This is a genomic window from Marinobacter sp. M5B, assembly GCF_042604615.1.
Lineage (GTDB): Bacteria > Pseudomonadota > Gammaproteobacteria > Pseudomonadales > Oleiphilaceae > Marinobacter > Marinobacter salarius.
Genome location: NZ_CP156894.1, coordinates 3,467,193 through 3,489,276 on the forward strand (window position 1 = coordinate 3,467,193; position 22,084 = coordinate 3,489,276).

Here is a 22,084-nt window from a genome sequence, read left to right on the forward strand (position 1 = left end):
AGGCGACCGGCTCTGCTATCTATCCCCACATAGCTGAACTAAATTTACTTGATCAGGGATGGGTACAGAGCGGAGTGGTCTATGCGTATCGAGCGAATGGCCGTATACACGGCGAGCCTGGAATATACTGGAAAAGCCTATGCCTTCGCTGGTGGCCGCTCTCATCAGGCTTTCGAAACGACGGTGGTTGTACTTTCAACAGACACGGGCCTCGAAGGCTTTGGCGAGGTGTGCCCCTGCGGCCCCAACTACATGCCGGCGTTTGCCGAGGGCCTTCCCTCCTGCCTGTCCCTGCTCGCTCCTGAAATACTCGGCCAGGACCCGCGGCAAGTGTCAGTCATCCAGGAACGGATGAATCAGGCCCTTACCGGCCAGGCGGTTGCCAAAGCAGCCATCGATATTGCCTGCTGGGACCTCCTGGGCAAGGTGTCCGGGCTTCCGGTATACACCTTGCTTGGCGGGCTTCAATCGCCCTCCATGCCCTTGCACCGGATTGTGCCACTGGCCGAGCCAGAGGAAATGGAAGAATCACTACGACGTTACCGCGACGAGGGGTTCCGCCACATTCAAATTAAGCTGGGTCATGAGGTTGAAGAAGACATTGACCTCGTTCGCAGGCTTGGCAAACTCAAACAGCCGGATGAGCTCTGGATCGGCGATATCAACGCCGCCTGGCGGCGCGACGAGGCGCTGCGATTTTCACAGGCCGTCGAGGATGTGGATATTTACCTGGAACAGCCCTGCCGCAGCTACGAAGAGTGCCTGTCGGTCCGGCGCCGTGCCAGGCATTCGATCAAACTGGACGAGGCTTTCAACACCCTGAATGAGCTCCAGCGCGGCATCAGGGACGACGCCATGGATGCCATTGCCCTAAAGGTCAGCAAATTCGGTGGGCTGACGCCATCCCGGATCATTCGCGACGTCTGTGCAGATGCCGGCATACCCATGACCGTAGAAGACGCCTGGGGCAGTGGAATTGCGACGGCGGCTTATGCCCATCTGGCCGCCAGTACATCCCCCAGAGCCTTGTTGAACACCACCGATTTGCACAACTACAACACAGTGCAACTCGCCACAGGCGCCCCGGAAGTCGCCAATGGGCGCATGTGGCTCAGCGATCGACCCGGGCTGGGCGTTACTCCGGACTTTGAGCTGCTTTCCCTGCGTGACGTCTACGAGTAGATGCCAGGGCGCATTTTGCTGTGGGTGTCTGCGATCACGCCGATTTGAATGAGTGGTCAAGCCCCACTTTCACGGTATAGTGCCCCCATGAATTATCCCCAACGCATCGTCTGCCTAACCGAAGAAACCACAGAGACCCTCTACGCCATCGGCGGCGCTGACGGATGGGCTGGATGCGTTGTGTGGGATTATTGATCGGGTGTAAACAGACCAAAAACGAGCACACCAACTTTTAAGATTGCCGACCAGGACCCCCGCATGCCCTCACCCAAGCAACACCGCTTGTTTCCGCTGCTTATTTTCCTGGGCGCAGCCTTCACCTTCTGTGTCACGATGATCGGCACCACCATGCCGACGCCTCTTTACCCGATCTACCAGGACAGTTTTGGGTTTTCCGACCTGATGATCACCATCATCTTTGCCACCTATGCCTTTGGTGTGATCGCCGCACTGGTGCTGACCGGGCGCTGGTCTGATCAGATAGGCCGCCGGCCTTTACTGTTTGCGGGCCTGACTTGCTCTATCATCAGTGACCTGGTGTTCTGGCAGGCCGATGGCCTGGCGATGATCCTCACCGGCCGGGTGCTGTCGGGGCTGTCCGCAGGGATCTTTACCGGCACGGCCACGGTGGCAGTCATTGAACTTGCCCCGCCCCACTGGCGTGAGAAAGCCACCTTCTTTGCCACAGCGGCGAACATGGGCGGGCTGGGCCTGGGGCCGATGTTAGCTGGCGCTCTTTCCCAGTACCTACCCTGGCCACTGCACCTGACCTTTCTGGTGCACATTGCCATGGCTGTGCTGGCCGTGTGCTGCATCTGGGCAGCGCCTGAGACCGTCTCTAAACCCGCTCGCCCCAAACTGTCCATCCAGCGCCTGAACGTGCCAGCGGAAGTCCGCAGTGTATTTATTCCCGCTGCCATTGCCGGTTTCGCAGGCTTCGCCATGTGCGGCTTCTTCACATCCATCGCCCCGGCGATGATGGGCAAGGTTCTGGGCTACGACAATCGGTTGTTGATCGGCGTTGTGGCCGGCAGCATCTTCATCGCATCAACCCTGGGCCAGTTCCTGCAGGGCAGACTGCCGCTCAGGCTGCGCCTACCTCTGGGCTGCGTTTCCCTGATGCTCGGTGTGATTCCGATAGCGCTGGGCATAGTCACCCAGTCCCTCGCGCTGTTCATCGGCGGTGCCGTGATTGCCGGAATGGGCCAGGGCATCTCATTCCGCGCCGGCATGGGCGCCATCGCCGCGGCCAGCCCTGAGAGAGAGAAGGCAGCGGTGACGTCCACGTTCTTTGTCGTGGCCTATATCGCTATCTCGGTACCGGTGATCGGCCTGGGGTTGATGGCGAGCGTGACCAGCCTGAAGACGACCGGGATCACTTTCGCCGCCGTGATGGGGTCACTGGCGGCGCTGGCTTTGGTACTGCTGATTCGGCGGGAACGGGCAGGGGGGAAATAGATCTGTCCCGGATTTTACGGTTTTTAAGATCTTGCGAACGCGGTTATTTGTGGAAATACCACCTCATCATCGCCTTCCTGCCAAGACGGGAACTTGATCATGGCCTGCAGGAACACTGGATGATCCAGCCAATCCCTCAGCCATTTCTGTAAATTCGGATAGGGCAGACTGTAAAACACCTCCCGATCGACATGGGCGAACTGGCGTACAAAGGGCATGATGCCAATATCAGCAATGCTGATGTTGCTCCCCAGGAGATACCGGTTCTTGGCTAATAGGCTTTCCAATGCCTGCAAAAACACCTCACCCTTTTGCTGGTAATCCAACTGGGAGAGTTCTGGATGGCGATCCGCGTATTTATAACGATCCAACCAGTGTTTGAATTCGTTATCGTTGCGGTCAATCAGGGCATTAGCGCTTACTAAACCAGTGTTCAACAAACCCTGCGGATCACCCTGCTGCAACGCCCATTCGACGATTTCCCTGCTTTCCTCAATAATGAGCCTCTCGGAACGGTCACCTCCTGCCAGCTCCAGAACAGGAACCGTGCCTTTGGGACTGACCGCCAGCATCTGCGCCGGTTTGTTTTTTAGCACAATCTCCCGCAGCTCCACCGTCAGCCCGGCAAACAAGATCCCGAGCCTAGCGCGCATAGCGTAAGGGCAACGACGGAAAGAATATAAACGAGGCAGTGGCACGGTAATAGCGTAGCTCCTGGCTGAATTAACGAAGCCGGTCATTGTAGGGAAAATAAATCAGGGAAAATAAATCTGTCCCGGATTTCCCGTCCCGGATTTCCCATCTCACTAACGAATACCTTTCGATTTCAACCACTGATTGATCTGCGCCTGATTCATGGCACCACTTTGGCGAGCGACTTCCCGGCCATTCTGAAACAGAATCATGGTGGGTATGCTGCGAATCGCAAACTGACCAGCCGGCCCAGGGGCTTGTTCGGTGTTCAGCTTGGCAAAGCGCACTTTGCCTCGCCAGGCTTTCGCAGCTTGCTCGAACTGGGGGGCCATCGCTTTACAGGGGCCGCACCAACTGGCCCAGAAGTCCACCAGCACGGGCACATCACTGCGCCCTGTGTAGGCCGCAAAGCTCTGGTCCGTCAACTCCAGAACCTGATCCGGCCAAAGCGGTTGTTTGCAGGCACCGCAATTGCCGCCGGAGGACAACTTGTCGGCAGGTACACGGTTCACCTTGTGGCAATGGGGACACACCAGGTGTCGAACGTCAGTCATGATGGATCTGCCTCTGATTGGCTATTTGTAGGAATAATCAGGGCATACGGAGAGAAATCAAGCGACGCGACTCGCAGCGGCGCCGCGTCGTGCGTGGGCAACAAGGGCTGAAAGAAGATCGAACATAAAACTGTCCCGGTTTTAGCGGCTCGCCGCCACACGAATTTTCAACGGCGTTGCCTTGATAACCGCAGACGAACCGATCATAACTAACACCGTCTAGATATACTTATCCTTTTTTCAGGTGCGCCTTTCCTCGCAAACTTTGAAATATTTTCGTAGGTCACTTCGTCTTTCTCTGAGTCTTCACTGACGAAATTATAGTGATTTAGAAGCTCATTAATGAAATTCGAAGCCAGCCTTTTGCTATTTTTTCCATCCAAAACCACTTCAGAAATTATAGCCAAAGCCATTAGCGCCTGACGCACTAATATTCCCAGGAAAAATATAAAAAGTGAAAATGCTACAACAGACTTCAGATAACGCCAAGCACCAAACTCTTCAAATTCAGTGAAAACTGTTTCTATTGATGCTCCATTAGATATAGACAGCGCCGTAAAAACTGCAACCGCACCCATCAACATTGCCAAGATTCGATTCTTCGAATCGCTACAAAATATATATCTAGCAAAATCAGCTTTCCCTAGGGAAATCTTTGATCTGTACCTGCTAGACAATCCTACAGCTTCGTCAATGGACCTAGCAATCATCAAGTACTCATTTCTAGGCAAACCGACCTCCCTTTCAAGCCACATTCTTTTCAGCTCGGAAATTTTATCCTCCTTTTCTCCGAGAAAATCCTGACACCTTACTATAGACAAGTTGGTTCGAATCTCATCGACCTTTGCCCATAAAAGAAGAGTTAGAGCCTCAAGACCCATCGAACAATATAACCTATACCGTATGGGGGTATCATCAAGACCTAGAACACTTACTTTCTGAAAGTACCAAGCAATCGACCAACCAAATAGTACAAAGGAAGCGATAAATGCAATAAGCAGAAAAGGGTATCTTTTAATTGCATGACGATGGGTTCCGAACATGCAATGAAACCTTCTAATAACATCATAAAACCCGACCACTATCACTACCCCTTTATATTGGCTATCTTCCTTGAATCACAAACGATACCCATAGCACAACCAGTCGGCTATAAGCATCCATCATCTTTTTCAGTGTTTAACAATTGAGCACTGAACAAACAGGCACAATCTCAAATAGCTGCTAAGGTTAACTAGAAAGTAAGTCTAATAAAAAGCATGGAGCGCCCAGCAATGCCCCGTCCCGACTTCCTCACTGGCGGAGAGCCAGCACGCCTTATCCCAGTAACGCCAGACAGTGCCAGAGAACTAAAGTCCGTCTCCGTTACCCTCGCTGGCCTGCGCTCCGTGCTTCGGCGAAAACCGGGACAGATCTATTATTAATTTTGATCTATTATTAATTTTTTAAACCGGGACAGATCTATTTTTAGATGCAGGCCTCCCCGGCTTACGAGTTTCAACTCTGATACCGATACGGTTTTCAATTTCATCCACGAACTTGTTGCCGCCGGTCAGCTTATTGCTGTTGATTGCCGCGCGGATCAATTCATCTGACGGCGAAGCATCTTCCTGCTCAACAAACTGCTGATAGGCTTCAACCCTCATCTGGCGGCTCCCAGCCAGTGCCGTAAATGTGTCGGGCTCATCCAGCCAATGACATTGTGACAACCCTATTCGCGCAGAATAACTCGACCATTCATACAACTCAGGTTTATCCACCATCCCTGCTTTAACTGGGTTGAGCTCCACATAGCGACAACAAGCCAACAGATAGGCATCGGTATCAATCGGACTAATCTTGTAGCGCCCTTCCCAGAGCGAACCACTGCGTTTTTCGAGGGCATTTACAAAGCGTGTCTGACGACCAGCCAGGCGCTTCATCAATTGAGGAATTGCGGTTACATTGTCGTTTGCCTGAACGACCAGATGAACATGGTTCGTCATCAGGCAGTAGCTGAACACCTCCAGCTCATAGACCTGCTTCCACTCCTGAAGGTTTGCCAGGTAGTACTCAAAATCACGGCGTTCGACGAACACGGGTTGGCGGTTATGGCCGCGTTGGACAATATGATGGGGAAAACCGGGCACAATCACCCTAGCCTGCCTTGGCATACGCACCTCCTTGCTTTTAAACCACAGAATCCGTTCTGTGGGCCGGCAACCAATATTAACCGAAGTGTGGAGAGGGTTGATAGTGACTCAAGTTAGCTCTGAACCTTCAAAGAAGCCGTGAAAATAAATCTGTCCTGGTTTACTTTTGCTTGCCGACGTTTATTAAAACCATCCCATGACTCGGCCAGCTACGCCGCTAGCGATTGCAAAAATCACAAGCAATGACCACAGCCAATGTTCTTGGATATACTCTACAATCGCTTTGGGGTGAGCCCCGTACTTATCGCGCCAAGACGCGCCGGTTACTATCGAACCATCTACAGTCCGTTCAACGATATTGGCCATACAATCGACCTTGCGCAAAGTCGACTGATGCAACTTGACATATTCACCACCATCAAACGCATCTGCCTCTTGCTTCCCAGTAAGCGCACTTTTATCAGTAATATTGTTCAGCTTGATGAGTTCGTGAAAGCGCCCGAACTCGCCATGGCTGACATACTCCCGGCCGAACAACGCGACCAACCCTCTCGCGAGATCAAATTTCTTTTCGTCGGGCACGACAAACGGCTCACCACCCAATACTTGGTATCTATGCTCAATCGCGGAGAACCCATAGTTGCCGTCACGCATATTCCAATGGATAAAGTGAGAGGTCTGTCGATATTTCAAAAACTCAAAAAAATCATCGAGCATTTCTTTTTCGAGTTCATCGTACCTTTCCGGTATGTTTAAAATCTCGACGCCCCGTCGCTCAGCGATTTTATGAATGGAAAAGCTTTCAGTCTGCGCTGTTTTCAAATTACGTACAGCTATAGAAGTCACCCTAGGGGTTCGTCCATCTTTGATGTCGTAAAAAGATTCACAAGAGTAGTGAATAACCAGCACATGCTCAGATTTTTCGTACAAGCTATCGAGCTCATCCCTCGTCCCTTTTCGCTTTTTGATGCGCCTTAATTCTGAGGACATTTGCAATTCCGATTTTTGGCTCTAACGCCGGCGGCAGGACGCGACGTTAGGAGCGTCCCTTGACCGTACTGGTTAAAGTAGTTGGCTTTTTCCGCGCTACTTAGATGATTTGATATTCAATGACTCCAACACCTGCCTAATTACTTCTTTAATGTCATCAAAACTAGCTCCTGTCTGCTCTTCTTTCCAGCGCAAGTAGAATAAGAATGCGGGCTCTAAAATATATATCGCTTCATTTTTTTTACTCCACTCAAGCAACTCGAACCCATTTTTCTTCTGAAAAGTTTCCAATGCGGATAGAGTGCTATTAACAGAAGCTGCAGGCGGCAAGCTCGTGTTTGCCACTGGAAGTTTCGAAAGGCGCTCGGATATCTCATGCCGTGCCAGCTCAAATTTTGGCGGATCGAGCTCAAAAATCGATAAGATCAGTTCATATGTATTGTATTTTCGAGCCCTTTTTCTTGGACCGGTTTTCAATCTTAAATACCAAGACTCGAACTGTTTATACCTAGATACTGCGACATGGTGAAGCGCATCGAATGCGTTTTGTATAGAAAAATTAATTTCCGCACCCGCTTTAACCTCTTCAATATCTTTATCAGCGAATAACTGAGCGGATGCTTGCTGAGTAATGATGGGCAGACCCGCTGATTCGGACGAAAGAGTACGAGAAACAGCAGGCGGACAACTAATCTTAAGTGCCTCGAAACCCTTTGTTACAATTTTTTCTAAATCCTTGTTATCCCATCTTTTAAGGTCAATTTGTTGAATACGTCCAACCAAGTCTGGATTGGCATAAGCCAAATCCACACCGTGATGTGTTGTTCCTACAACAATTACAGACACACCCTCATCAGTAAAAACTTTCCATTGCTGAAAAATGTGTTGCTGGGTGGCTTCGGTGAGATAGTGAAAATCTTCAACTACCAGTATGGCATTAGTGTGCTTAAGCAACGGGACCAAATGAGCGGGTGACGGTTTAGATAATATGACCTCCCTGATCTCAGATTCACTTCGTTTTCCAGTAATTCCGAGAGACACCTCTCCGATCAAGCCAGCCAGCCATTTCCACCCAACTTCCCCACCAATCTTGGCTTGGGCTTTGGATTCAACGCTTCTTGTGTCTTGAACTTCTCTTAGCCGATTGAAATCCACCTTTTCCAGCGGTTTTTTCCAGAATTCGTCGGAGTCTACGGTTGCATCGCTTCGGACAATTAGTGGTACCCGACCAAGGCCGGCCAACACTTTGTTGTACAGTGTGGTTTTCCCGGTTTTAGAGGAGCCAGTAACCAGGCATAGTGTTCCGCTTTCCTTAATTCCTTGCCGCAGTTGACGTTCAAACCCACCATTATCCTGTGCCACGTATGTAGCTTCTGGCAGCCCAATTCCACTAAATATTTGCTCAATTGGAATATATTTGCTCATCAATTTCTTTCCATGTCGCGTTCCATGTATTTTCGACTTTAACGCCTGCAGCATGCTCGCCCATGAAATTGAGCCAAAGGCGCAATGTAATCGGCGTCGCTGTGCCTGCACTGGTTATGGCTTCAAGGGACCCGCATTTTTCTTGAAATTGCACTGATAACACTCAGCTTGAATATTGGATATACCATCCATTCCACCGTGATAGACCGGAATTTTATGTCCTTTTGTCCAAGTGTACCGATATCGTTTGTCGGGACGAGGCGGGATTTCGGACCAATTACGACCACACTCGGCACACGCGGGGCTATCAGCCAACAATTGCTCCCACTCCCGCTTAGTGTGGGAGCCACCATTTTCCTTGATACGCTGTTTTCGCATTCGTGCTCGAGCATTGCGGCAATCCATGCAGCGATTACACGCGTTAAATCTGCTACCACCGCACTTGGCGCAAACCGGCACTCGCCAACCACCTATGCTTGATGATCTGGAGGGACTTGTCCCTTCTGCTTTAACTCAAACATTGGACAGTGTGTGTCATTCCACTCCCGCATTAAATTTCCACAGACAGAGCAATTGAATGAGTCCTTATCCCGGTGCGGAAATCGATGCATTGTCACCTCGTAAACTGATCCGCACTTGTCACACACATCGTCTTCAACTCTTGAACTAGTCCAAGTCTTAACCATACCTACTCCCATCTTATTTTTTGCCATAACAGCAACTAGACCGAAGGCAGCGATACTGCAGAAAATTGCCTTCTTCATTACTACGGAGAAAAGAAGAGAAGGCTGCAAGCCTCGGCTATAAAAAACAAAAGCTTAGACGAGGATAGGCGACAACGCACGTAATATACTGACTTCTTCGGTATGCAATAAAGACGAAGTCAGGATATTACGGTTCGTATAAAGCAAAGGAGATAGGCTCAGCGCCGACTGGCGGCGCTAGAGGCGAGTTCGATACCGGGACAGGCAGCGATATTAATCAGCGACGCTGCTTGATCACCTTCCATGCTGAAAGAGCAGCTACCACGACGATACCCAACGCAAACAGGTACTCCACGTGCAACACATCTCCAATTGCTTCGTGGCCAGGGTGCGCAAGTGCCGTCGTTGAAGCTAACATTAGGGCGGCTGTCAGGCTGAAGTTTTTTATCTGTCTCATGTCATTTTCTCCGTTATCCATTAAATTCCGAATCTTTGAATCAAGCCGATGCGGCAAGTTTCTCCGGCCGTCTCTCCGGCAACATCCCCCGCTCCAGAATAAAGCTGATGATCGTCTCCAGCCCTACCCCGTCATACAGGTTGGTGAACACGAACGGCCGCTCACCGCGCATTTTTTTGCTGTCGCGGTCCATTACATCCAGGGAGGCATGCACCTGTTCGGCGATGTCGATTTTGTTGATGATCAGCAGATCGGATTTGGTGATGCCTGGTCCGCCTTTTCTCGGGATTTTGTCGCCGGCGGAGACGTCGATGACGTAGAGGGTCAGGTCGCTCAGTTCCGGGCTGAAGGTGGCGGACAGGTTGTCGCCGCCGGATTCCACCAGCACCAGTTCCAGGTTCGGGTGGCGGCTTTGCAGGTCGTCGATGGCCGCGAGGTTCATGGAGGCGTCTTCGCGGATGGCTGTGTGGGGGCAGCCGCCGGTTTCCACTCCGAGGATGCGGTCGGCTGGGAGGGCATCGTGTTTCAGGAGGAAGTCGGCGTCTTCCCTTGTGTAGATGTCGTTGGTGACGACGGCGATGTCGTAGTGGTCTTTTAACGCTTTGCAGAGTTGGCGCAGCAAGGCGGTTTTACCTGAGCCGACCGGGCCGCCGACTCCTACTCTCAGACAATGTTTCATGGCGTGTTCTCCGTTTCTCTAATCAAGATCGTTTTGTTCAGCTTCTGAAAAGCCGTGAATACTGGGTTTCATGGTGTGCGCTTGCGAGCGCGAGACCTGGAAGTACCGGGCCGAGTTCGTTGTCTTTCCGCGTCAGTGCCTGGTCGACGGCGTGTACCAGTTTTGGGCGCAGCCGTTCGGTCAGCCGTTGGGCGGCGGTGTGGCCCAGGGGCATGGCTTTGCAGGCAACGGCGAGTTGGTTTTCCAGCCAGGCCCAGGCGAAGCCGAGCAGGGTTTGGCGTACGGGTACGTGGCGCATGTGTGCCGCCCAGGCGAAGACGGTGACGTAGCCAGGGACCTCAGGCATTCGGCCTTCGGCTGGCAGCAGTTCCAGGCTGCCCAGCAGGCGAATGAGCGCGGAGCCCAGGCGGGTATCTTCGTCGCTCAGTTCGGCGGTTTCGCGGGTGGCGTGCAGCCATTGGTTCCAGTGGGCCAGTCCAGCGTTGTCATTGGTTGCCCAGGCGGTTTGCAGGCGCACGAGCAGGGGCAACTCGCAGCGGGTGAGGCCGTCTTCCAGTACGCCTTCCAGCCAGTCGCCCAGTTGGTCTTCGTTGTTCACCCAGCCCAGTTCGAAGGCGCTTTCCAGGCCCTGGGACCAGGCGAAGGCGCCGATGGGCAGTGCGGGGCTGACCAGTTGCATCAGGCCAAGCAGGGACAGGTCGCCGACGGCGGTCTGGCTGCTGTCAGTGAGCATGAGGGTGGTCATGGTCGTGCCCGTGACTGTGATCGTGTGAATGGCCATGGCCGTGCGCATGCCCTGCTTGGGCGTATGCGCCGGGCTCCGGATCAAAGGGAGCCTGGTGGTGTACCAGGGTGGCGCCCAGGCGTTCGGCCAGTTCTTCCAGTACGTGGTCCGGCGGGAAGCGCACCCATCCGGTCTTTCCATCTGTTGCGGTATCTTCGCTGCCGATGGATAGCGACACATGACGATTGCCGAGGTGGTAGCACAACCGTGCCAACGGCAGGCCGGGTTCGATGCGGGCGGTAACGACGGGTTCGTCGGCGGCGCGGATGCGGATGATTTCGCCGCTTTGGGCCTGCAGGAATTCGCCTTCTCGCAGCACGGGGCCGCGGTCGAGAAACAGGCCAACGTCGTAACCGGTGTCGGTTCTGGCGCGCAGGCGGCCGCGCATGCGCAGTTCGAAGGGCAGCGTTAGGTGGTCGTGGATTTCGCTGGTTTCCACTGGGCCGATTCTTTGTGTCAGCTCAAGCATGTCGGGCTCCTTAAAAAAGATGATATAGCTGCGCCAGTGGCAGTTCGGTGGCGGGCTCGCAGGTGAGCAGTTCGCCATCGGCGTGCACTTCGTAGGTTTGTGGGTCCACGGTCAGGTGTGGGCAGGCGTCGTTGAGTTTGAGGTCGCCCTTGCGAACCCTGCGCACGTTTTTACAGGCCGCGAGGGTGCTGTTCAGCCCCAGTTCCTTGCCAATGCCCGCATCCAGCGCGGCCTGGCTGACAAAGCTCAGGCGGGTGGCACTGGCGGCCCGGCCCAGCGCCCCGAACATCATGCGGTAGTGCACAGGCTGGGGCGTGGGGATGGAGGCGTTGGGGTCGCCCATGGGAGCCGCGGCAATCATGCCGCCTTTCACAATGAGCGCGGGTTTTACGCCAAAGAAGGCCGGGTCCCACAGCACCAGGTCCGCCAGCTTGCCCACTTCCACGGAACCCACTTCGTGCGCAATGCCGTGGGTGATGGCGGGGTTGATGGTGTATTTGGCGATGTAGCGTTTGGCGCGCAGGTTGTCGGCGCCCAGTTGTTCGTCGTCCGGCAGCAGGCCGCGCTGTACTTTCATCTTGTGGGCGGTCTGCCAGGTGCGGCACACCACTTCCCCTACCCGCCCCATGGCCTGGGAGTCGGAGGCAATCATGGAGATCACGCCCATGTCCTGAAGGATGTCTTCCGCGGCGATGGTCTCGCGTCGAATGCGGGAATCGGCGAAGGCCACGTCTTCCGGGATGTTGGGGTCAAGGTGGTGGCAGACCATCAGCATGTCGAGGTGTTCGTCGATGGTGTTGACGGTGTACGGCCGTGTGGGGTTGGTGGAGGACGGCAGTACGTAATCCTTGGAGCAGGCGGTGATGATGTCGGGGGCATGGCCGCCGCCGGCGCCTTCGGTGTGGTAGGTGTGAATGCAGCGGCCTTTGAACGCGGCGAGGGTGTCTTCCACAAACCCGGATTCGTTGAGGGTGTCGGTGTGGATGGCGATCTGTACGTCGAACTTGTCCGCCACGGTGAGGCAGTTGTCGATGGAAGCGGGTGTGGTGCCCCAGTCTTCGTGGAGTTTGAGGCCCATGGCGCCGGCTTTGAGTTGCAGTTCCAGGGATTCCGGCAGGCTGGCGTTGCCTTTGCCGAGGAAGCCGATGTTCATGGGCAAGTCGTCGACGGCCTGGAGCATTTTGCCGATGTGCCAGGGGCCGGGGGTGCAGGTGGTGGCATTGCTGCCAGTGGCGGGGCCGGTGCCGCCGCCAAGCATGGTGGTGATGCCACTCATCAGGGCTTCTTCGATCTGCTGCGGGCAGATGAAGTGGATGTGGGCGTCGATTCCGCCAGCGGTGAGGATTTTGCCTTCACCGGCGATGATTTCGGTGCCGGGGCCGATGACGATGGTGACGTCTGGCTGGGTGTCTGGGTTGCCGGCTTTGCCGATGGCGGCGATTCTGCCGTTCTGCAGGCCGACGTCGGCTTTGACGATGCCCCACCAGTCGAGAATCAATGCATTGGTGATGACGGTGTCCATCACGCTGTCGTCGGCCCGCTGGCTCTGGCCCATGCCATCGCGGATGACTTTGCCGCCACCGAATTTTACTTCGTCGCCGTAGTGGGTGGCGTCGCTTTCAACCTGGATCCACAGTTCGGTGTTGCCCAGGCGGACTCGGTCACCCACTGTGGGGCCGTACATGTCGGCGTAGGCTTGTCTTGTTATCTTCATGCTGTCCCTCGTTTTTGCTTGGGTGCCTGGGTTACTGAGGCCTAAAACTTCGGTGCCTGGGCCGGTCGGATAGGGCTTTCCAGGAAACGCTACAAGCACATCCATGTGCGCTTGGGCTCCGCCATCCATGGCTCCGCACATTCCTGGAAAGCCCTATCCGCCCGACCCTCAGAGTTCATTCGGGCCTTCTTTAACCCCTTGCTCCTGTTGTCCTCAGTTCTTGTCGAGTCTTCCCATGACTTCTTGGCGGAAACCGTAGATTTCGCGTTTTCCGGCGAACGGGATAAGGGTCACTTCTCTCGTTTGGCCGGGTTCGAAGCGGATGGCGGTGCCGGCGGCGACGTCTAGGCGGTAGCCCTTGGCTTTGGCTCGGTCGAAGTCCAACGCGGGGTTGGCTTCGGCGAAGTGATAGTGGGAGCCGATCTGGATGGGGCGGTCGCCGGTGTTGCCGACTTCGATGGTGATGCGCTGGCGGCCTTCGCAGAGTTCGATGTCGCCGTCTTTTAACTGGTATTCGCCGGGGATCATGACAGCCTCCTCAAACTATGGGGTTGTGGACGGTGACGAGTTTGGTGCCGTCCGGGAAGGTGGCTTCTACCTGGACTTCGTCAACCATGTCGGCCACGCCTTCCATGACGTCGTCGCGGGTGAGGATTTCGGTGCCGGCGGTCATCATTTCAGCCACGGTGCGGCCTTCGCGGGCGCCTTCCATGATTTCGGCGCTGATGAGGGCGACGGCTTCTGGGTAATTCAGCTTCAGGCCTTTGGCCTTGCGGCGCTCTGCTAACAGTGCTGCTGTGAAGAGGAGCAGTTTGTCTTTGTCTCTTGGGGTTAATTCCATTTTTGTTCTCCTCGGGTTCTGGAGTTTGTCGGCAGGAGGGAAGGGGTGCACGGGATACGCGGTGAATACGTCCCTGTACGCTCGGAAAAAACATCCATGTTTTTTACGATCCCGTGCACCCCTTCCCTCCTGCCTTGTCTGAATTCTGAGTTGCCTGTTGGATTAACTTCCGTTGTTCCAAATAGTTGTTTCTGACCCTATCGAGCTAGTGCGCTAACTCATTTTTCCGCTTAACAGGGCGGGGCGAACCGTCCGGGGATGTCGAAAACATGGATGTTTTCGTCAAGCGTACATGGACGTATTCACAGCGTGCCCCGGACGGTTCGCCCCGCCCTGTTCCCGCACCAACCATCAAGTCAACCAGATCCGCGGAACAACCGCGGACTGGCCGGCCAACAGAGGCCGAAGTACCTCCCAGGCCCGCTGGCAAACATCCCAGGCTTCGTTTCTTTCATTACCCAGGTACCGCAACAACACAACGCCACGCCGGCGTGTGATGGCCCAGTGGGCTGAAGCCGGCAGTTGTTCACGGATGGCTTCGATGGCGCCGGCTTCGTCTTCCAAACCAACCACCCACAAGGTCGCCTGAACGGTGGCGCCGCCCTGCCCCCATTTGCCGTTGAAACGGGCGTGTGTGGGGTCTAACAGTTGGCGCTCCAGCCACAGCGGTTTGCCGTCCATGTTCAGGCTGAAGCGTTGCTCCATGTGGCCGGTGACGAATGGCAGGTTGCTGACCGGGCGACCCAGGGCGAGGATTTCCCAGCCCAGGCATTTGGCGCCGGTTTCCAGTTTAATGGTGGTGGTCTGCTCGCCCCGGGAGCCGTTGAAGCCGAGGGTTTCCTGGGGCAGGTATTCGAGAACGCCGCCGTTGGCGACGTTCAGGTGTGTGTGCTGCGCCCAGGCGACGCCGTTGCGGTCGGCTTTGTAGAGTTTTGCCGCCGCCGGGGTGGTCACCAGGGTGTGCGCGCCACTGCCGACGGACACATTGATATTCAGGGCATCGCCGCTAACCAGGCCGCCGGGCGGGTGCAGCAGGTACACGTGGCAGCAGCCGGTTTTGCCTTCCGGGTAGAACGGCCGCTGTACCCGCAACGGCCCTTTGAACCGGGTGCGGGTCATGCGGGTGACCTGCGCGCCCTGCTCCTGCCTGGTTTCGAAGGCCAGGTCCAGGGTGGCGGCCCAGCGCCGGTCCGCGTCGAAGCGGTGGCCGGAGTCGTGGGCCGCGTCGGTGGCGTTGAGGGCGATCGATTCGTAGGCGGTCATACCGTCAGGTGCTTCTTGATGAGTTCATCAGACAGCTCGGCAATCTCGCCCTCGGCGACGCGGCGGCCGCGGTCCATGATGGCGAAGCGGTCGGCGTATTTGCGGGCGAAGGGCAGTTTCTGTTCCACCAGCAACACCGTCAGGCCGTCTTCCTTGATCAACCGGCGGATGACTTCGCCGATCTGGGCGACGATGTTGGGCTGGATGCCTTCGCCGGGTTCGTCGAGGATCAGTAACTGAGGCTCGATCACCAGGGCGCGGCCGATGGCGAGCTGTTGCTGCTGGCCGCCAGAGAGGTCACCGCCACGGCGGTTTTTCATCTCCTTAAGCACGGGGAACAGCTCGTAGATGCGCTCGGGGATTTTCTTGCTGCCGTCCTTGCGCACAGCCAGGCCGGTGCGCAGGTTTTCTTCCACGGTCAGCAGCGGGAAAATCTGCCGGCCCTGGGGCACGTATCCGATGCCCAGGCGGGAGCGCTCTTCCAGTTTCTGTTTGGTCAGTTCGGTGCCGCCATCAAACTGGATGCTGCCGCTGCTGGTGGTTTCCTCCCCCATCACGCATTTCATCAGGGTGGTTTTGCCCACGCCGTTTCGGCCCATCACACAGGTGCACTGACCTTTGGGCACGTCCAGCTCCAGTTCCCACAGGGTGTGGCTTTCGCCGTAGAACTGGTTCAGTTTTTCAATCTTGAGCATTACGCCTCCTCCTCCCCGAGATACACCTTGATCACTTCCGGGTCGTTGGAGACCTGGTCCATGCTGCCTTCCGCCAGCACGCTGCCCTGGTGCAACACGGTGACCTTGCGGGCGATGGAGCGCACGAAGCCCATGTCGTGCTCCACCACCACAACCGACTGCTTGCCGGCGAGGCTGGTGAGCAGTTCGGCGGTGCGTTCCATTTCCTGTTCGGTCATGCCGGCGACGGGTTCGTCCACCAGCAGCAGGCGCGGCTTCTGCATCAGCAGCATGCCGATTTCCAGCCACTGCTTCTGGCCGTGAGAGAGGATGCCCGCCAGCTGGTTTCGCAGTTCCTGCAAACCGATGGTTTCCAGCACTTCGTCGATGCGCTCACGGAATTCCGCTTTCATGGCCGCCCGCAAGGTGGGGATCACCCGCTTGTCGGTGGCCATGGCCAGTTCGAGGTTTTCGAACACCGTTAAGGCTTCGAATACGGTGGGCTTCTGGAACTTGCGGCCGATGCCGAGGCTGGCGATTTCCGGCTCGTTCATGGTCAGCAGGTTGTGACGGCTGCCGAACCAGACCGAACCGGTGTCCGGGGCTGTTTTACCGGTGATGATGTCCATCATGGTGGTTTTGCCCGCGCCGTTCGGCCCGATGATGCAACGCAGCTCGCCGTCGTCGATGGTCATGTTGAGGTTGTTGATGGCCCGGAAGCCATCGAAGCTCACGTTGACGTCTTCCATGTAGAGGATGGGCCCATGGCGGGTGTCCACGGGGGAGACCGCCGGGGTCAGGAATTCGAACACCCGGTCGCGGTTGGAAAGCTCCTCGATAATGCTCATGCGGTCGCCTCCGTGGTGGATGGGGCGGTTGGGGTGTCTGGTTCATCCTGTTTGCCCTTGCGACGGCTGGCCAGCAGGCCGGCGATGCCCTTGGGCAGGAACACGGTGACCAGCACGAACAGGCCACCCAGGGCGAACAGCCAGGCATCCGGCATCACGCCGGTGAACACGGTTTTGGCGTAGTTCACCAGTACCGCGCCGATCACCGCGCCATAGAGGGTTGCGCGGCCGCCAAGCGCAACCCACACGACCACCTCAATGGAAAACAGCGGCGAGAATTCGCTGGGGTTGATGATGCCCACTTGGGGCACGTACAAGGCGCCAGCCACACCCGCCAGCATGGCGGAGACCACGAACACGAACAGCTGCACCCGATCCACCCGGTAGCCCAGGAATCGGGCGCGGGCTTCGGCGTCACGGCAGGCGATGCTGACCCGGCCCAGTTTGCTGGTAACGATGCCCCGGCAGATCACGTAGCCGATGGCCAGGGCGATACCGGTGGCGATGAACAGCCCCAAACGGGTGGCGTCGGTGCGCAGGTTGAAGCCGAGGATGTCGCGGAAGTCGGTCAGGCCATTGTTGCCGCCGAAGCCCATCTCGTTGCGGAAGAACGCCAGCATCAGCGCGAAGGTCAGCGCCTGGGTGATGATGGACAGGTACACGCCGGTGACCCGCGAACGGAAGGCGAGGAAACCGAACACCAGCGCCAGCAGGCCCGGTGCCAGCAGCACCATGATGAAGGCGAACCAGGCCATGTCGAACCCGAGCCAGTACCAGGGCAGTTCCTGCCAGTTCAGGAACACCATGAAGTCCGGCAGGATGGGATCGCCGTAGGTGCCGCGATCGCCGATCTGGCGCATCAGGTACATGCCCATGGCGTAACCGCCGATGGCAAAGAAGGCACCATGGCCCAGGCTGAGGATACCGAGGTACCCCCACACCAGATCCACAGCCACCGCGAGCAAGGCGTAACACAGGTATTTGCCCAGCAGTGTCACGGTGTAGGCGCTGACATACAGGGCGCTGTCTTCCGGCATGGCCACGTGAAGGAAGGTCACGATGGCCAGGGCTGCAAACAGAACGCCCAGGAAAATCTGCGTGGATCGCTCACGCAAGGGTCGAGTCAACCACATACCTTAACCCTCCGCAGCCCGGCCCTTTTGGGGGAAGAGCCCCTTCGGCCGTTTTTGAATGAACAGGATGATGAAGACCAGCACAATGATCTTCGCGAGTACGGCACCAGCCCAGGGCTCCAGCAACTGGTTGATGGTGCCCAGCGACAGCCCGGCGATGAGCGTGCCCCACAGGTTGCCCACGCCACCGAACACCACCACCATGAACGAGTCGATGATGTAGTTCTGGCCCAGGTTGGGGCCCACGTTGGTGAGCTGGGACAACGCCACACCGGCCAGGCCGGCAACGCCGGAGCCCAAGGCGAAGGTCATGATGTCCACGCGGGTGGCGCGGATGCCCATGGAACGTGCCATGGCGCGGTTCTGGGTAACGGCACGCACTTCCAGGCCGAGGCGGGTTTTGCGCATGATCATCATCAGCGCGGCGAAGACGATCAGTGCGAACGCCAGTACGTACAGGCGGTTCAGGGTCAGGGAGAGCGCGTCGTTGATCACCAGCGAGCCGCTCATCCACTCCGGTGTCACCACGGTGCGGTTCTGGGGCGAGATCACGGTACGCACCAATTGCTGCAGGATGAGGCTGATACCAAAGGTGGCCAGCAGGGTTTCCAGCGGGCGGCCCTTGAGGAACTGGATCACGCTGCGCTCGATGATGATGCCGGCGGTGGCCGCCACCAGGAAGCCGGCGGGAATCGAGAGAATCAATGCCAAGCCCGGCTGGCCCGGCAACAGTTGCTGCATGCCCCAGGTGGTGTAGGCACCCAGCATGATCAGCTCGCCGTGAGCCATGTTGATGACGCCCATCACGCCGAAGGTGATGGCCAGGCCGATGGCGGCCAGGACCAGCACGGAACCCAGGCTGAGGCCAAAATAGAGCGTTTCGGCGGCGCGGTTGAGTTTCAGTTTCTGTTCGATGGAAGCCAGGGCCTGCTCGGCCTTGTCGGCCAGGGCCGGGTTGTCGCTGCGCACGGCTTCGTTCAGGGCAGCTCGGGCTCGGGGGTGAAGACTGCCGGCCAGTACGTCCACGGCCTCAAGATTACCCTCACCCACTCTGTAAATGGCCAGTGCCTCTTCAATGCGACTGCGCACCGAGGCGTTCTCTTCCCGTTCCAGCTGCGCTTGCAGCGGCTTGACCAGGGAAGCGTCCACTTTGCCCATCATGTCCTGTGCGGAGGCTTCACGCACGTCAGGGTCTGCGGCGTTCAGGTCCAGCATGGCGAGAATACCCTCAAGCTGGCCCCGTATCCGGTTATTGATGGCGATTCGGTCCAGCTCGCGGCGGGACATTTCGCCCATGTTCTCTCCGGTCAGCGGGTTGGCGATTTCCCAGTCCCGGCCCCGGTTGTTCAGTACGATCACGACCTGGCCGGTGTCGTCTATCCGGCTCAGGCGGTTGTTGCCATAAGCTTCGAGCCAGCCCCTGGCTCTTTCATCACCGCTGCTGACGATGGCATTGATGGCCTCTTCAATGCGGCTGGCGGGCGCTTCTGCAAGGTTATTCAGCAAGGCCGTTCCGGGGTCGTCTTCCTGGGCGGAGGCCGGAAGCGAGAGCACGGAAACCAGGGCGATAAGCAGCAATGTGAGCGATCGAAGGATGCTCATGATGGTGTCCTGTCGGTTGAAAGCGAGTTGCGGGGGCGACAACCGGGGCAGCATCGCCGCTCCCGGTTGTCTGTATTGCGCTGTTGGCTGCTATGCCTTATTCGGCTTCTTCAGCCGCCATTTCTCCAGCGGAGGCGCCGCACTTGCCGGTTGCAGTGTTGAAACTTCCGCAGAACATCGGCTTGCGCCAGTCGGCGATCAGGTCACGGGAACCCGGCAGGAAGTCAGACCAGGCATCGCCAGCCACGGTAGACGGGGTTTCCCAGACCACGGAGAACTGGCCGTTGTCCTGGATTTCACCGATCAGTACCGGCTTGGTGATGTGGTGGTTGGGCATCATGGTGGCGTAGCCGCCGGTGAGGTTCGGTACGCTCACGCCGACGATGGCGTCTTTGACCGCATCCACGTCGGTGGTGCCGGCTTTCTTCACCGCTTCGATGTACATGTTGAAGCCGATGTAATGAGCTTCCATCGGGTCGTTGGTGACGGCTTCTTCGTTGCCGGTGTGCTCGATCCACTGGTCGATGAAGTCGTAGTTGGCATCGCTGTCCACACTCATGAAGTAGTTCCATGCCGCCAGGTGGCCAACCAGCGGGCCGGTGTCGATACCGGAAAGCTCCTGCTCACCCACGGAGAACGCCACTACCGGGATGTCGGAAGCGGAGATGCCCTGGTTACCCAGTTCACGGTAGAACGGTACGTTGGCGTCGCCGTTGATGGTGGAGACCACGGCGGTCTTCTTACCGGCGGAGCCGAAACGCTTGATGTCAGACACGATGTTCTGCCAGTCGGAGTGACCGAAAGGCGTGTAGTTGATCATGATGTCTTCCTTGGCCACGCCCTGGTCCATCAGGTAGGTCTCAAGGATTTTGTTGGTGGTGCGCGGGTACACGTAGTCGGTACCGGCCAGTACCCAGCGCTCAACACCAATGTTGTTCATCAGGTAGTCCACCGCAGGAATGGCCTGCTGGTTGGGAGCGGCACCGGTATAGAAAACGTTCTCGGAAGATTCTTCACCTTCGTACTGAACCGGGTAGAACAGCAAGCCGTTGAGTTCTTCAACCACCGGCAGTACGGATTTACGGGAAACAGACGTCCAGTTGCCGAAAATCACGTCCACTTTTTCCTGGGCCAGCAGTTCACGGGCCTTTTCGGCGAACAGCGGCCAGTTGGAGGCAGGGTCAACCACGACCGCTTCCAGTTCACGGCCCAGAACCCCACCTTCGGCGTTCTGCTTGGCGATGAGCATTTCGACGGTGTCTTTCAGCACGGTTTCACTGATGGCCATGGTGCCGGAGAGGGAGTGGAGGATGCCGACCTTGATGGGATCTTCGGCGGCCGCTGCGTTAAGAGACATTGAGAGAGCCAGCGCTGACAGGCCCAGTTTCACGTGTTTTCTAATCGTCATGTTGTGCATCCTTTTCGGATTGATTGGTGTTATTGCCCCAAAATGCACCAACACCTCTGCATCAGCTGTTCCAGAATGAAAAACACGCCTTAATTTTCAGTCAGTTAAATGACATTTGATAACCACTTACCGGGCTTTCGAACCAGCAGTAATGCACCACGATGAATCGCCACTCCGCTAAGCGCACTATTACGATGCGCTAAACCCACAAACCTGCAGTTCTATGAACTTAAAAAATAACCTGTTGTTTTAAATATTGTTTTTATTCTGATGCCAACTGGCCTCCGGTTATTGTCAAAAAATGGGGCAACAGAATGGTCAACTCTGGTGCTCCAGACCCTTAATCGTGCACCGGAGCTGTAAACGGGAAAATCCAGAAAATGCATGAACATACGTTCAATCTCCACCTGTCCGCTTGATTACAAATCTGTAAGAGATATCGCACAGATAAGGGAGCGAATGTCCGATTTCTTGAGAATGGCTCCCATGTAGAATGGTCAACGTCAAGGATGAGAAGCCGGCAAGGAAAGCTGGCTCAGGGAAGATAACTCCACGGATCAGGAGTTGCCCAGGGAATCAGGGCCACAGGGACGAACACCAGGGAAGACGCGCACAGGATGGTGCGCAGCCTGAAGGATCAGGCATGGGGTCAGCCACGGGCTCAGGAGCATAGGGAATGTGTTCCTGTCCGTGCACTTCCCCATCTCGCCGGTTACTTTTTCTTTTCCAACCAGCTCCGCCGCTTTTACGTCCTGACGAATAATCAGACACGTAAAATCACTCTCAGGAGCAAAGCAAGAATGAAACGCACCCCTTTTATCGCAATGATGGTCCTTCTGTTCAGCCTGTTCACCGGTTTCGCCCACGCTGAACCCGCCACCATCAACATCAACACCGCCGACATCGAAACCCTGACCAGTCTCAACGGCATCGGGCAGAGCAAAGCCGAAGCGATTGTGGCCTATCGCGATGCCAACGGTCCTTTCCAGTCCAGCAACGACCTGACCAACGTCAAGGGCATTGGTGAGCGCACGGTTGAAAAGAACGCCGAGCGCCTGACGGTCGAATAACGCT

Annotated in this window: 23 protein-coding genes; 3 read left to right on the forward strand and 20 right to left on the reverse strand. The window is 56.2% G+C overall.

The features are described from left to right. Nucleotides 1–81 precede the first annotated feature (81 nt). Nucleotides 82–1,182, forward strand: coding sequence for a mandelate racemase/muconate lactonizing enzyme family protein (locus AAGD24_RS15780; RefSeq protein ID WP_085679418.1), 1,101 nt, complete (start codon nt 82–84; stop codon nt 1,180–1,182). 258 nt (nt 1,183–1,440) lie between these two features. After that, nucleotides 1,441–2,640 (forward strand): MFS transporter, encoded by a 1,200-nt coding sequence (locus AAGD24_RS15785; RefSeq protein ID WP_085679415.1) that lies wholly within the window; start codon nt 1,441–1,443, stop codon nt 2,638–2,640. Between the two features lie 23 nt (nt 2,641–2,663). Here AAGD24_RS15785 and AAGD24_RS15790 read toward each other — a convergent pair whose 3' ends face one another. From AAGD24_RS15790 to urtA, 20 genes are all read right to left on the reverse strand, one after another. Next, nucleotides 2,664–3,293: a glutathione S-transferase gene (locus AAGD24_RS15790; protein ID WP_264754878.1), complete on the reverse strand. Its 630-nt coding sequence runs from the start codon at nt 3,291–3,293 to the stop codon at nt 2,664–2,666. 153 nt (nt 3,294–3,446) lie between these two features. Beyond that, on the reverse strand, nt 3,447–3,887 hold the full coding sequence (gene trxC, locus AAGD24_RS15795; RefSeq protein ID WP_379865633.1) for a thioredoxin TrxC: 441 nt from the start codon (nt 3,885–3,887) through the stop codon (nt 3,447–3,449). Nucleotides 3,888–4,096: 209 nt separating this feature from the next. Further along, nucleotides 4,097–4,930, reverse strand: a complete 834-nt coding sequence (locus AAGD24_RS15800; RefSeq protein ID WP_379865635.1) for a hypothetical protein — start codon at nt 4,928–4,930, stop codon at nt 4,097–4,099. Nucleotides 4,931–5,332: 402 nt separating this feature from the next. After that, complete coding sequence (locus tag AAGD24_RS15805; RefSeq protein WP_379865637.1) at nt 5,333–6,040, reverse strand: transposase; 708 nt, start codon at nt 6,038–6,040, stop codon at nt 5,333–5,335. 162 nt (nt 6,041–6,202) lie between these two features. Then, entirely contained in the window at nt 6,203–7,009 is an 807-nt protein-coding gene (locus AAGD24_RS15810; protein ID WP_379865639.1) for a hypothetical protein, read from the reverse strand. Nucleotides 7,010–7,105: 96 nt separating this feature from the next. Then, nucleotides 7,106–8,434, reverse strand: coding sequence for a hypothetical protein (locus tag AAGD24_RS15815; protein WP_379865640.1), 1,329 nt, complete (start codon nt 8,432–8,434; stop codon nt 7,106–7,108). A 114-nt stretch (nt 8,435–8,548) separates the two neighbouring features. Next, entirely contained in the window at nt 8,549–8,839 is a 291-nt protein-coding gene (locus AAGD24_RS15820; protein WP_379865642.1) for an HNH endonuclease, read from the reverse strand. Nucleotides 8,840–9,415: 576 nt separating this feature from the next. Beyond that, the gene (locus AAGD24_RS15825) at nt 9,416–9,595 is read right to left on the reverse strand and encodes a hypothetical protein (RefSeq protein ID WP_379865644.1); all 180 of its coding nucleotides are present in this window, start codon (nt 9,593–9,595) and stop codon (nt 9,416–9,418) included. A gap of 40 nt (nt 9,596–9,635) precedes the next feature. Then, nucleotides 9,636–10,274 carry an urease accessory protein UreG gene (ureG, locus tag AAGD24_RS15830; RefSeq protein WP_379865645.1) on the reverse strand — a complete coding sequence of 213 codons (639 nt, stop codon included), beginning with the start codon at nt 10,272–10,274 and terminating at the stop codon, nt 9,636–9,638. A 37-nt stretch (nt 10,275–10,311) separates the two neighbouring features. Next, complete coding sequence (locus tag AAGD24_RS15835) at nt 10,312–11,007, reverse strand: urease accessory protein UreF (protein WP_379867360.1); 696 nt, start codon at nt 11,005–11,007, stop codon at nt 10,312–10,314. Next, on the reverse strand, nt 10,997–11,527 hold the full coding sequence (gene ureE / locus AAGD24_RS15840; protein WP_036209063.1) for an urease accessory protein UreE: 531 nt from the start codon (nt 11,525–11,527) through the stop codon (nt 10,997–10,999). The genes AAGD24_RS15835 and ureE overlap by 11 nt, the downstream gene beginning before the upstream one ends. Before the next feature lie 10 nt (nt 11,528–11,537). After that, a complete protein-coding gene (ureC, locus tag AAGD24_RS15845) occupies nt 11,538–13,241 on the reverse strand; it encodes an urease subunit alpha (RefSeq protein ID WP_085681962.1) in 1,704 nt (567 codons plus the stop codon). A gap of 213 nt (nt 13,242–13,454) precedes the next feature. Further along, complete coding sequence (locus AAGD24_RS15850) at nt 13,455–13,769, reverse strand: urease subunit beta (protein ID WP_085679395.1); 315 nt, start codon at nt 13,767–13,769, stop codon at nt 13,455–13,457. Nucleotides 13,770–13,779: 10 nt separating this feature from the next. Next, nucleotides 13,780–14,082, reverse strand: coding sequence for an urease subunit gamma (gene ureA / locus AAGD24_RS15855; RefSeq protein ID WP_007152777.1), 303 nt, complete (start codon nt 14,080–14,082; stop codon nt 13,780–13,782). Between the two features lie 351 nt (nt 14,083–14,433). Further along, nucleotides 14,434–15,345 (reverse strand): urease accessory protein UreD, encoded by a 912-nt coding sequence (locus AAGD24_RS15860; protein WP_228211000.1) that lies wholly within the window; start codon nt 15,343–15,345, stop codon nt 14,434–14,436. After that, a complete protein-coding gene (gene urtE / locus AAGD24_RS15865) occupies nt 15,342–16,040 on the reverse strand; it encodes an urea ABC transporter ATP-binding subunit UrtE (protein ID WP_091642994.1) in 699 nt (232 codons plus the stop codon). The genes AAGD24_RS15860 and urtE overlap by 4 nt, the downstream gene beginning before the upstream one ends. After that, on the reverse strand, nt 16,040–16,867 hold the full coding sequence (gene urtD / locus AAGD24_RS15870) for an urea ABC transporter ATP-binding protein UrtD (protein ID WP_379865649.1): 828 nt from the start codon (nt 16,865–16,867) through the stop codon (nt 16,040–16,042). Before urtD ends, urtE begins: the two co-directional genes overlap by 1 nt. Beyond that, nucleotides 16,864–18,000, reverse strand: a complete 1,137-nt coding sequence (urtC, locus tag AAGD24_RS15875; RefSeq protein ID WP_292049256.1) for an urea ABC transporter permease subunit UrtC — start codon at nt 17,998–18,000, stop codon at nt 16,864–16,866. Before urtC ends, urtD begins: the two co-directional genes overlap by 4 nt. 3 nt (nt 18,001–18,003) lie before the next feature. Next, nucleotides 18,004–19,602 carry an urea ABC transporter permease subunit UrtB gene (gene urtB / locus AAGD24_RS15880; RefSeq protein WP_379865651.1) on the reverse strand — a complete coding sequence of 533 codons (1,599 nt, stop codon included), beginning with the start codon at nt 19,600–19,602 and terminating at the stop codon, nt 18,004–18,006. Nucleotides 19,603–19,699: 97 nt separating this feature from the next. Continuing rightward, nucleotides 19,700–21,010: an urea ABC transporter substrate-binding protein gene (urtA, locus tag AAGD24_RS15885; protein WP_036209057.1), complete on the reverse strand. Its 1,311-nt coding sequence runs from the start codon at nt 21,008–21,010 to the stop codon at nt 19,700–19,702. A gap of 800 nt (nt 21,011–21,810) precedes the next feature. On the opposite strand from urtA, the gene AAGD24_RS15890 reads away from it, so the two are divergent. Further along, nucleotides 21,811–22,080 carry a ComEA family DNA-binding protein gene (locus AAGD24_RS15890; RefSeq protein ID WP_379865653.1) on the forward strand — a complete coding sequence of 90 codons (270 nt, stop codon included), beginning with the start codon at nt 21,811–21,813 and terminating at the stop codon, nt 22,078–22,080. Nucleotides 22,081–22,084: the final 4 nt, after the last annotated feature.

Excerpts from the sequence above, each read along its gene's own strand:
- urtA (WP_036209057.1), bottom strand. The coding sequence starts at position 21,010 with ATGACGATTAGAAAACACGTGAAACTGGGCCTGTCAGCGCTGGCTCTC.
- ureG (WP_379865645.1), bottom strand. The coding sequence starts at position 10,274 with ATGAAACATTGTCTGAGAGTAGGAGTCGGCGGCCCGGTCGGCTCAGGT.
- AAGD24_RS15850 (WP_085679395.1), bottom strand. The coding sequence starts at position 13,769 with ATGATCCCCGGCGAATACCAGTTAAAAGACGGCGACATCGAACTCTGC.
- AAGD24_RS15790 (WP_264754878.1), bottom strand. The coding sequence starts at position 3,293 with ATGCGCGCTAGGCTCGGGATCTTGTTTGCCGGGCTGACGGTGGAGCTG.
- urtB (WP_379865651.1), bottom strand. The coding sequence starts at position 19,602 with ATGAGCATCCTTCGATCGCTCACATTGCTGCTTATCGCCCTGGTTTCC.
- urtD (WP_379865649.1), bottom strand. The coding sequence starts at position 16,867 with ATGAGCATTATCGAGGAGCTTTCCAACCGCGACCGGGTGTTCGAATTC.
- AAGD24_RS15820 (WP_379865642.1), bottom strand. The coding sequence starts at position 8,839 with ATGGATTGCCGCAATGCTCGAGCACGAATGCGAAAACAGCGTATCAAG.
- AAGD24_RS15860 (WP_228211000.1), bottom strand. The coding sequence starts at position 15,345 with ATGACCGCCTACGAATCGATCGCCCTCAACGCCACCGACGCGGCCCAC.
- AAGD24_RS15890 (WP_379865653.1), top strand. The coding sequence starts at position 21,811 with ATGAAACGCACCCCTTTTATCGCAATGATGGTCCTTCTGTTCAGCCTG.
- urtE (WP_091642994.1), bottom strand. The coding sequence starts at position 16,040 with ATGCTCAAGATTGAAAAACTGAACCAGTTCTACGGCGAAAGCCACACC.
- trxC (WP_379865633.1), bottom strand. The coding sequence starts at position 3,887 with ATGACTGACGTTCGACACCTGGTGTGTCCCCATTGCCACAAGGTGAAC.
- AAGD24_RS15780 (WP_085679418.1), top strand. The coding sequence starts at position 82 with ATGCGTATCGAGCGAATGGCCGTATACACGGCGAGCCTGGAATATACT.
- AAGD24_RS15835 (WP_379867360.1), bottom strand. The coding sequence starts at position 11,007 with ATGCTCACTGACAGCAGCCAGACCGCCGTCGGCGACCTGTCCCTGCTT.
- ureA (WP_007152777.1), bottom strand. The coding sequence starts at position 14,082 with ATGGAATTAACCCCAAGAGACAAAGACAAACTGCTCCTCTTCACAGCA.
- AAGD24_RS15805 (WP_379865637.1), bottom strand. The coding sequence starts at position 6,040 with ATGCCAAGGCAGGCTAGGGTGATTGTGCCCGGTTTTCCCCATCATATT.
- ureE (WP_036209063.1), bottom strand. The coding sequence starts at position 11,527 with ATGCTTGAGCTGACACAAAGAATCGGCCCAGTGGAAACCAGCGAAATC.
- AAGD24_RS15815 (WP_379865640.1), bottom strand. The coding sequence starts at position 8,434 with ATGAGCAAATATATTCCAATTGAGCAAATATTTAGTGGAATTGGGCTG.
- AAGD24_RS15800 (WP_379865635.1), bottom strand. The coding sequence starts at position 4,930 with ATGTTCGGAACCCATCGTCATGCAATTAAAAGATACCCTTTTCTGCTT.
- AAGD24_RS15825 (WP_379865644.1), bottom strand. The coding sequence starts at position 9,595 with ATGAGACAGATAAAAAACTTCAGCCTGACAGCCGCCCTAATGTTAGCT.
- AAGD24_RS15810 (WP_379865639.1), bottom strand. The coding sequence starts at position 7,009 with ATGTCCTCAGAATTAAGGCGCATCAAAAAGCGAAAAGGGACGAGGGAT.
- ureC (WP_085681962.1), bottom strand. The coding sequence starts at position 13,241 with ATGAAGATAACAAGACAAGCCTACGCCGACATGTACGGCCCCACAGTG.
- urtC (WP_292049256.1), bottom strand. The coding sequence starts at position 18,000 with ATGTGGTTGACTCGACCCTTGCGTGAGCGATCCACGCAGATTTTCCTG.
- AAGD24_RS15785 (WP_085679415.1), top strand. The coding sequence starts at position 1,441 with ATGCCCTCACCCAAGCAACACCGCTTGTTTCCGCTGCTTATTTTCCTG.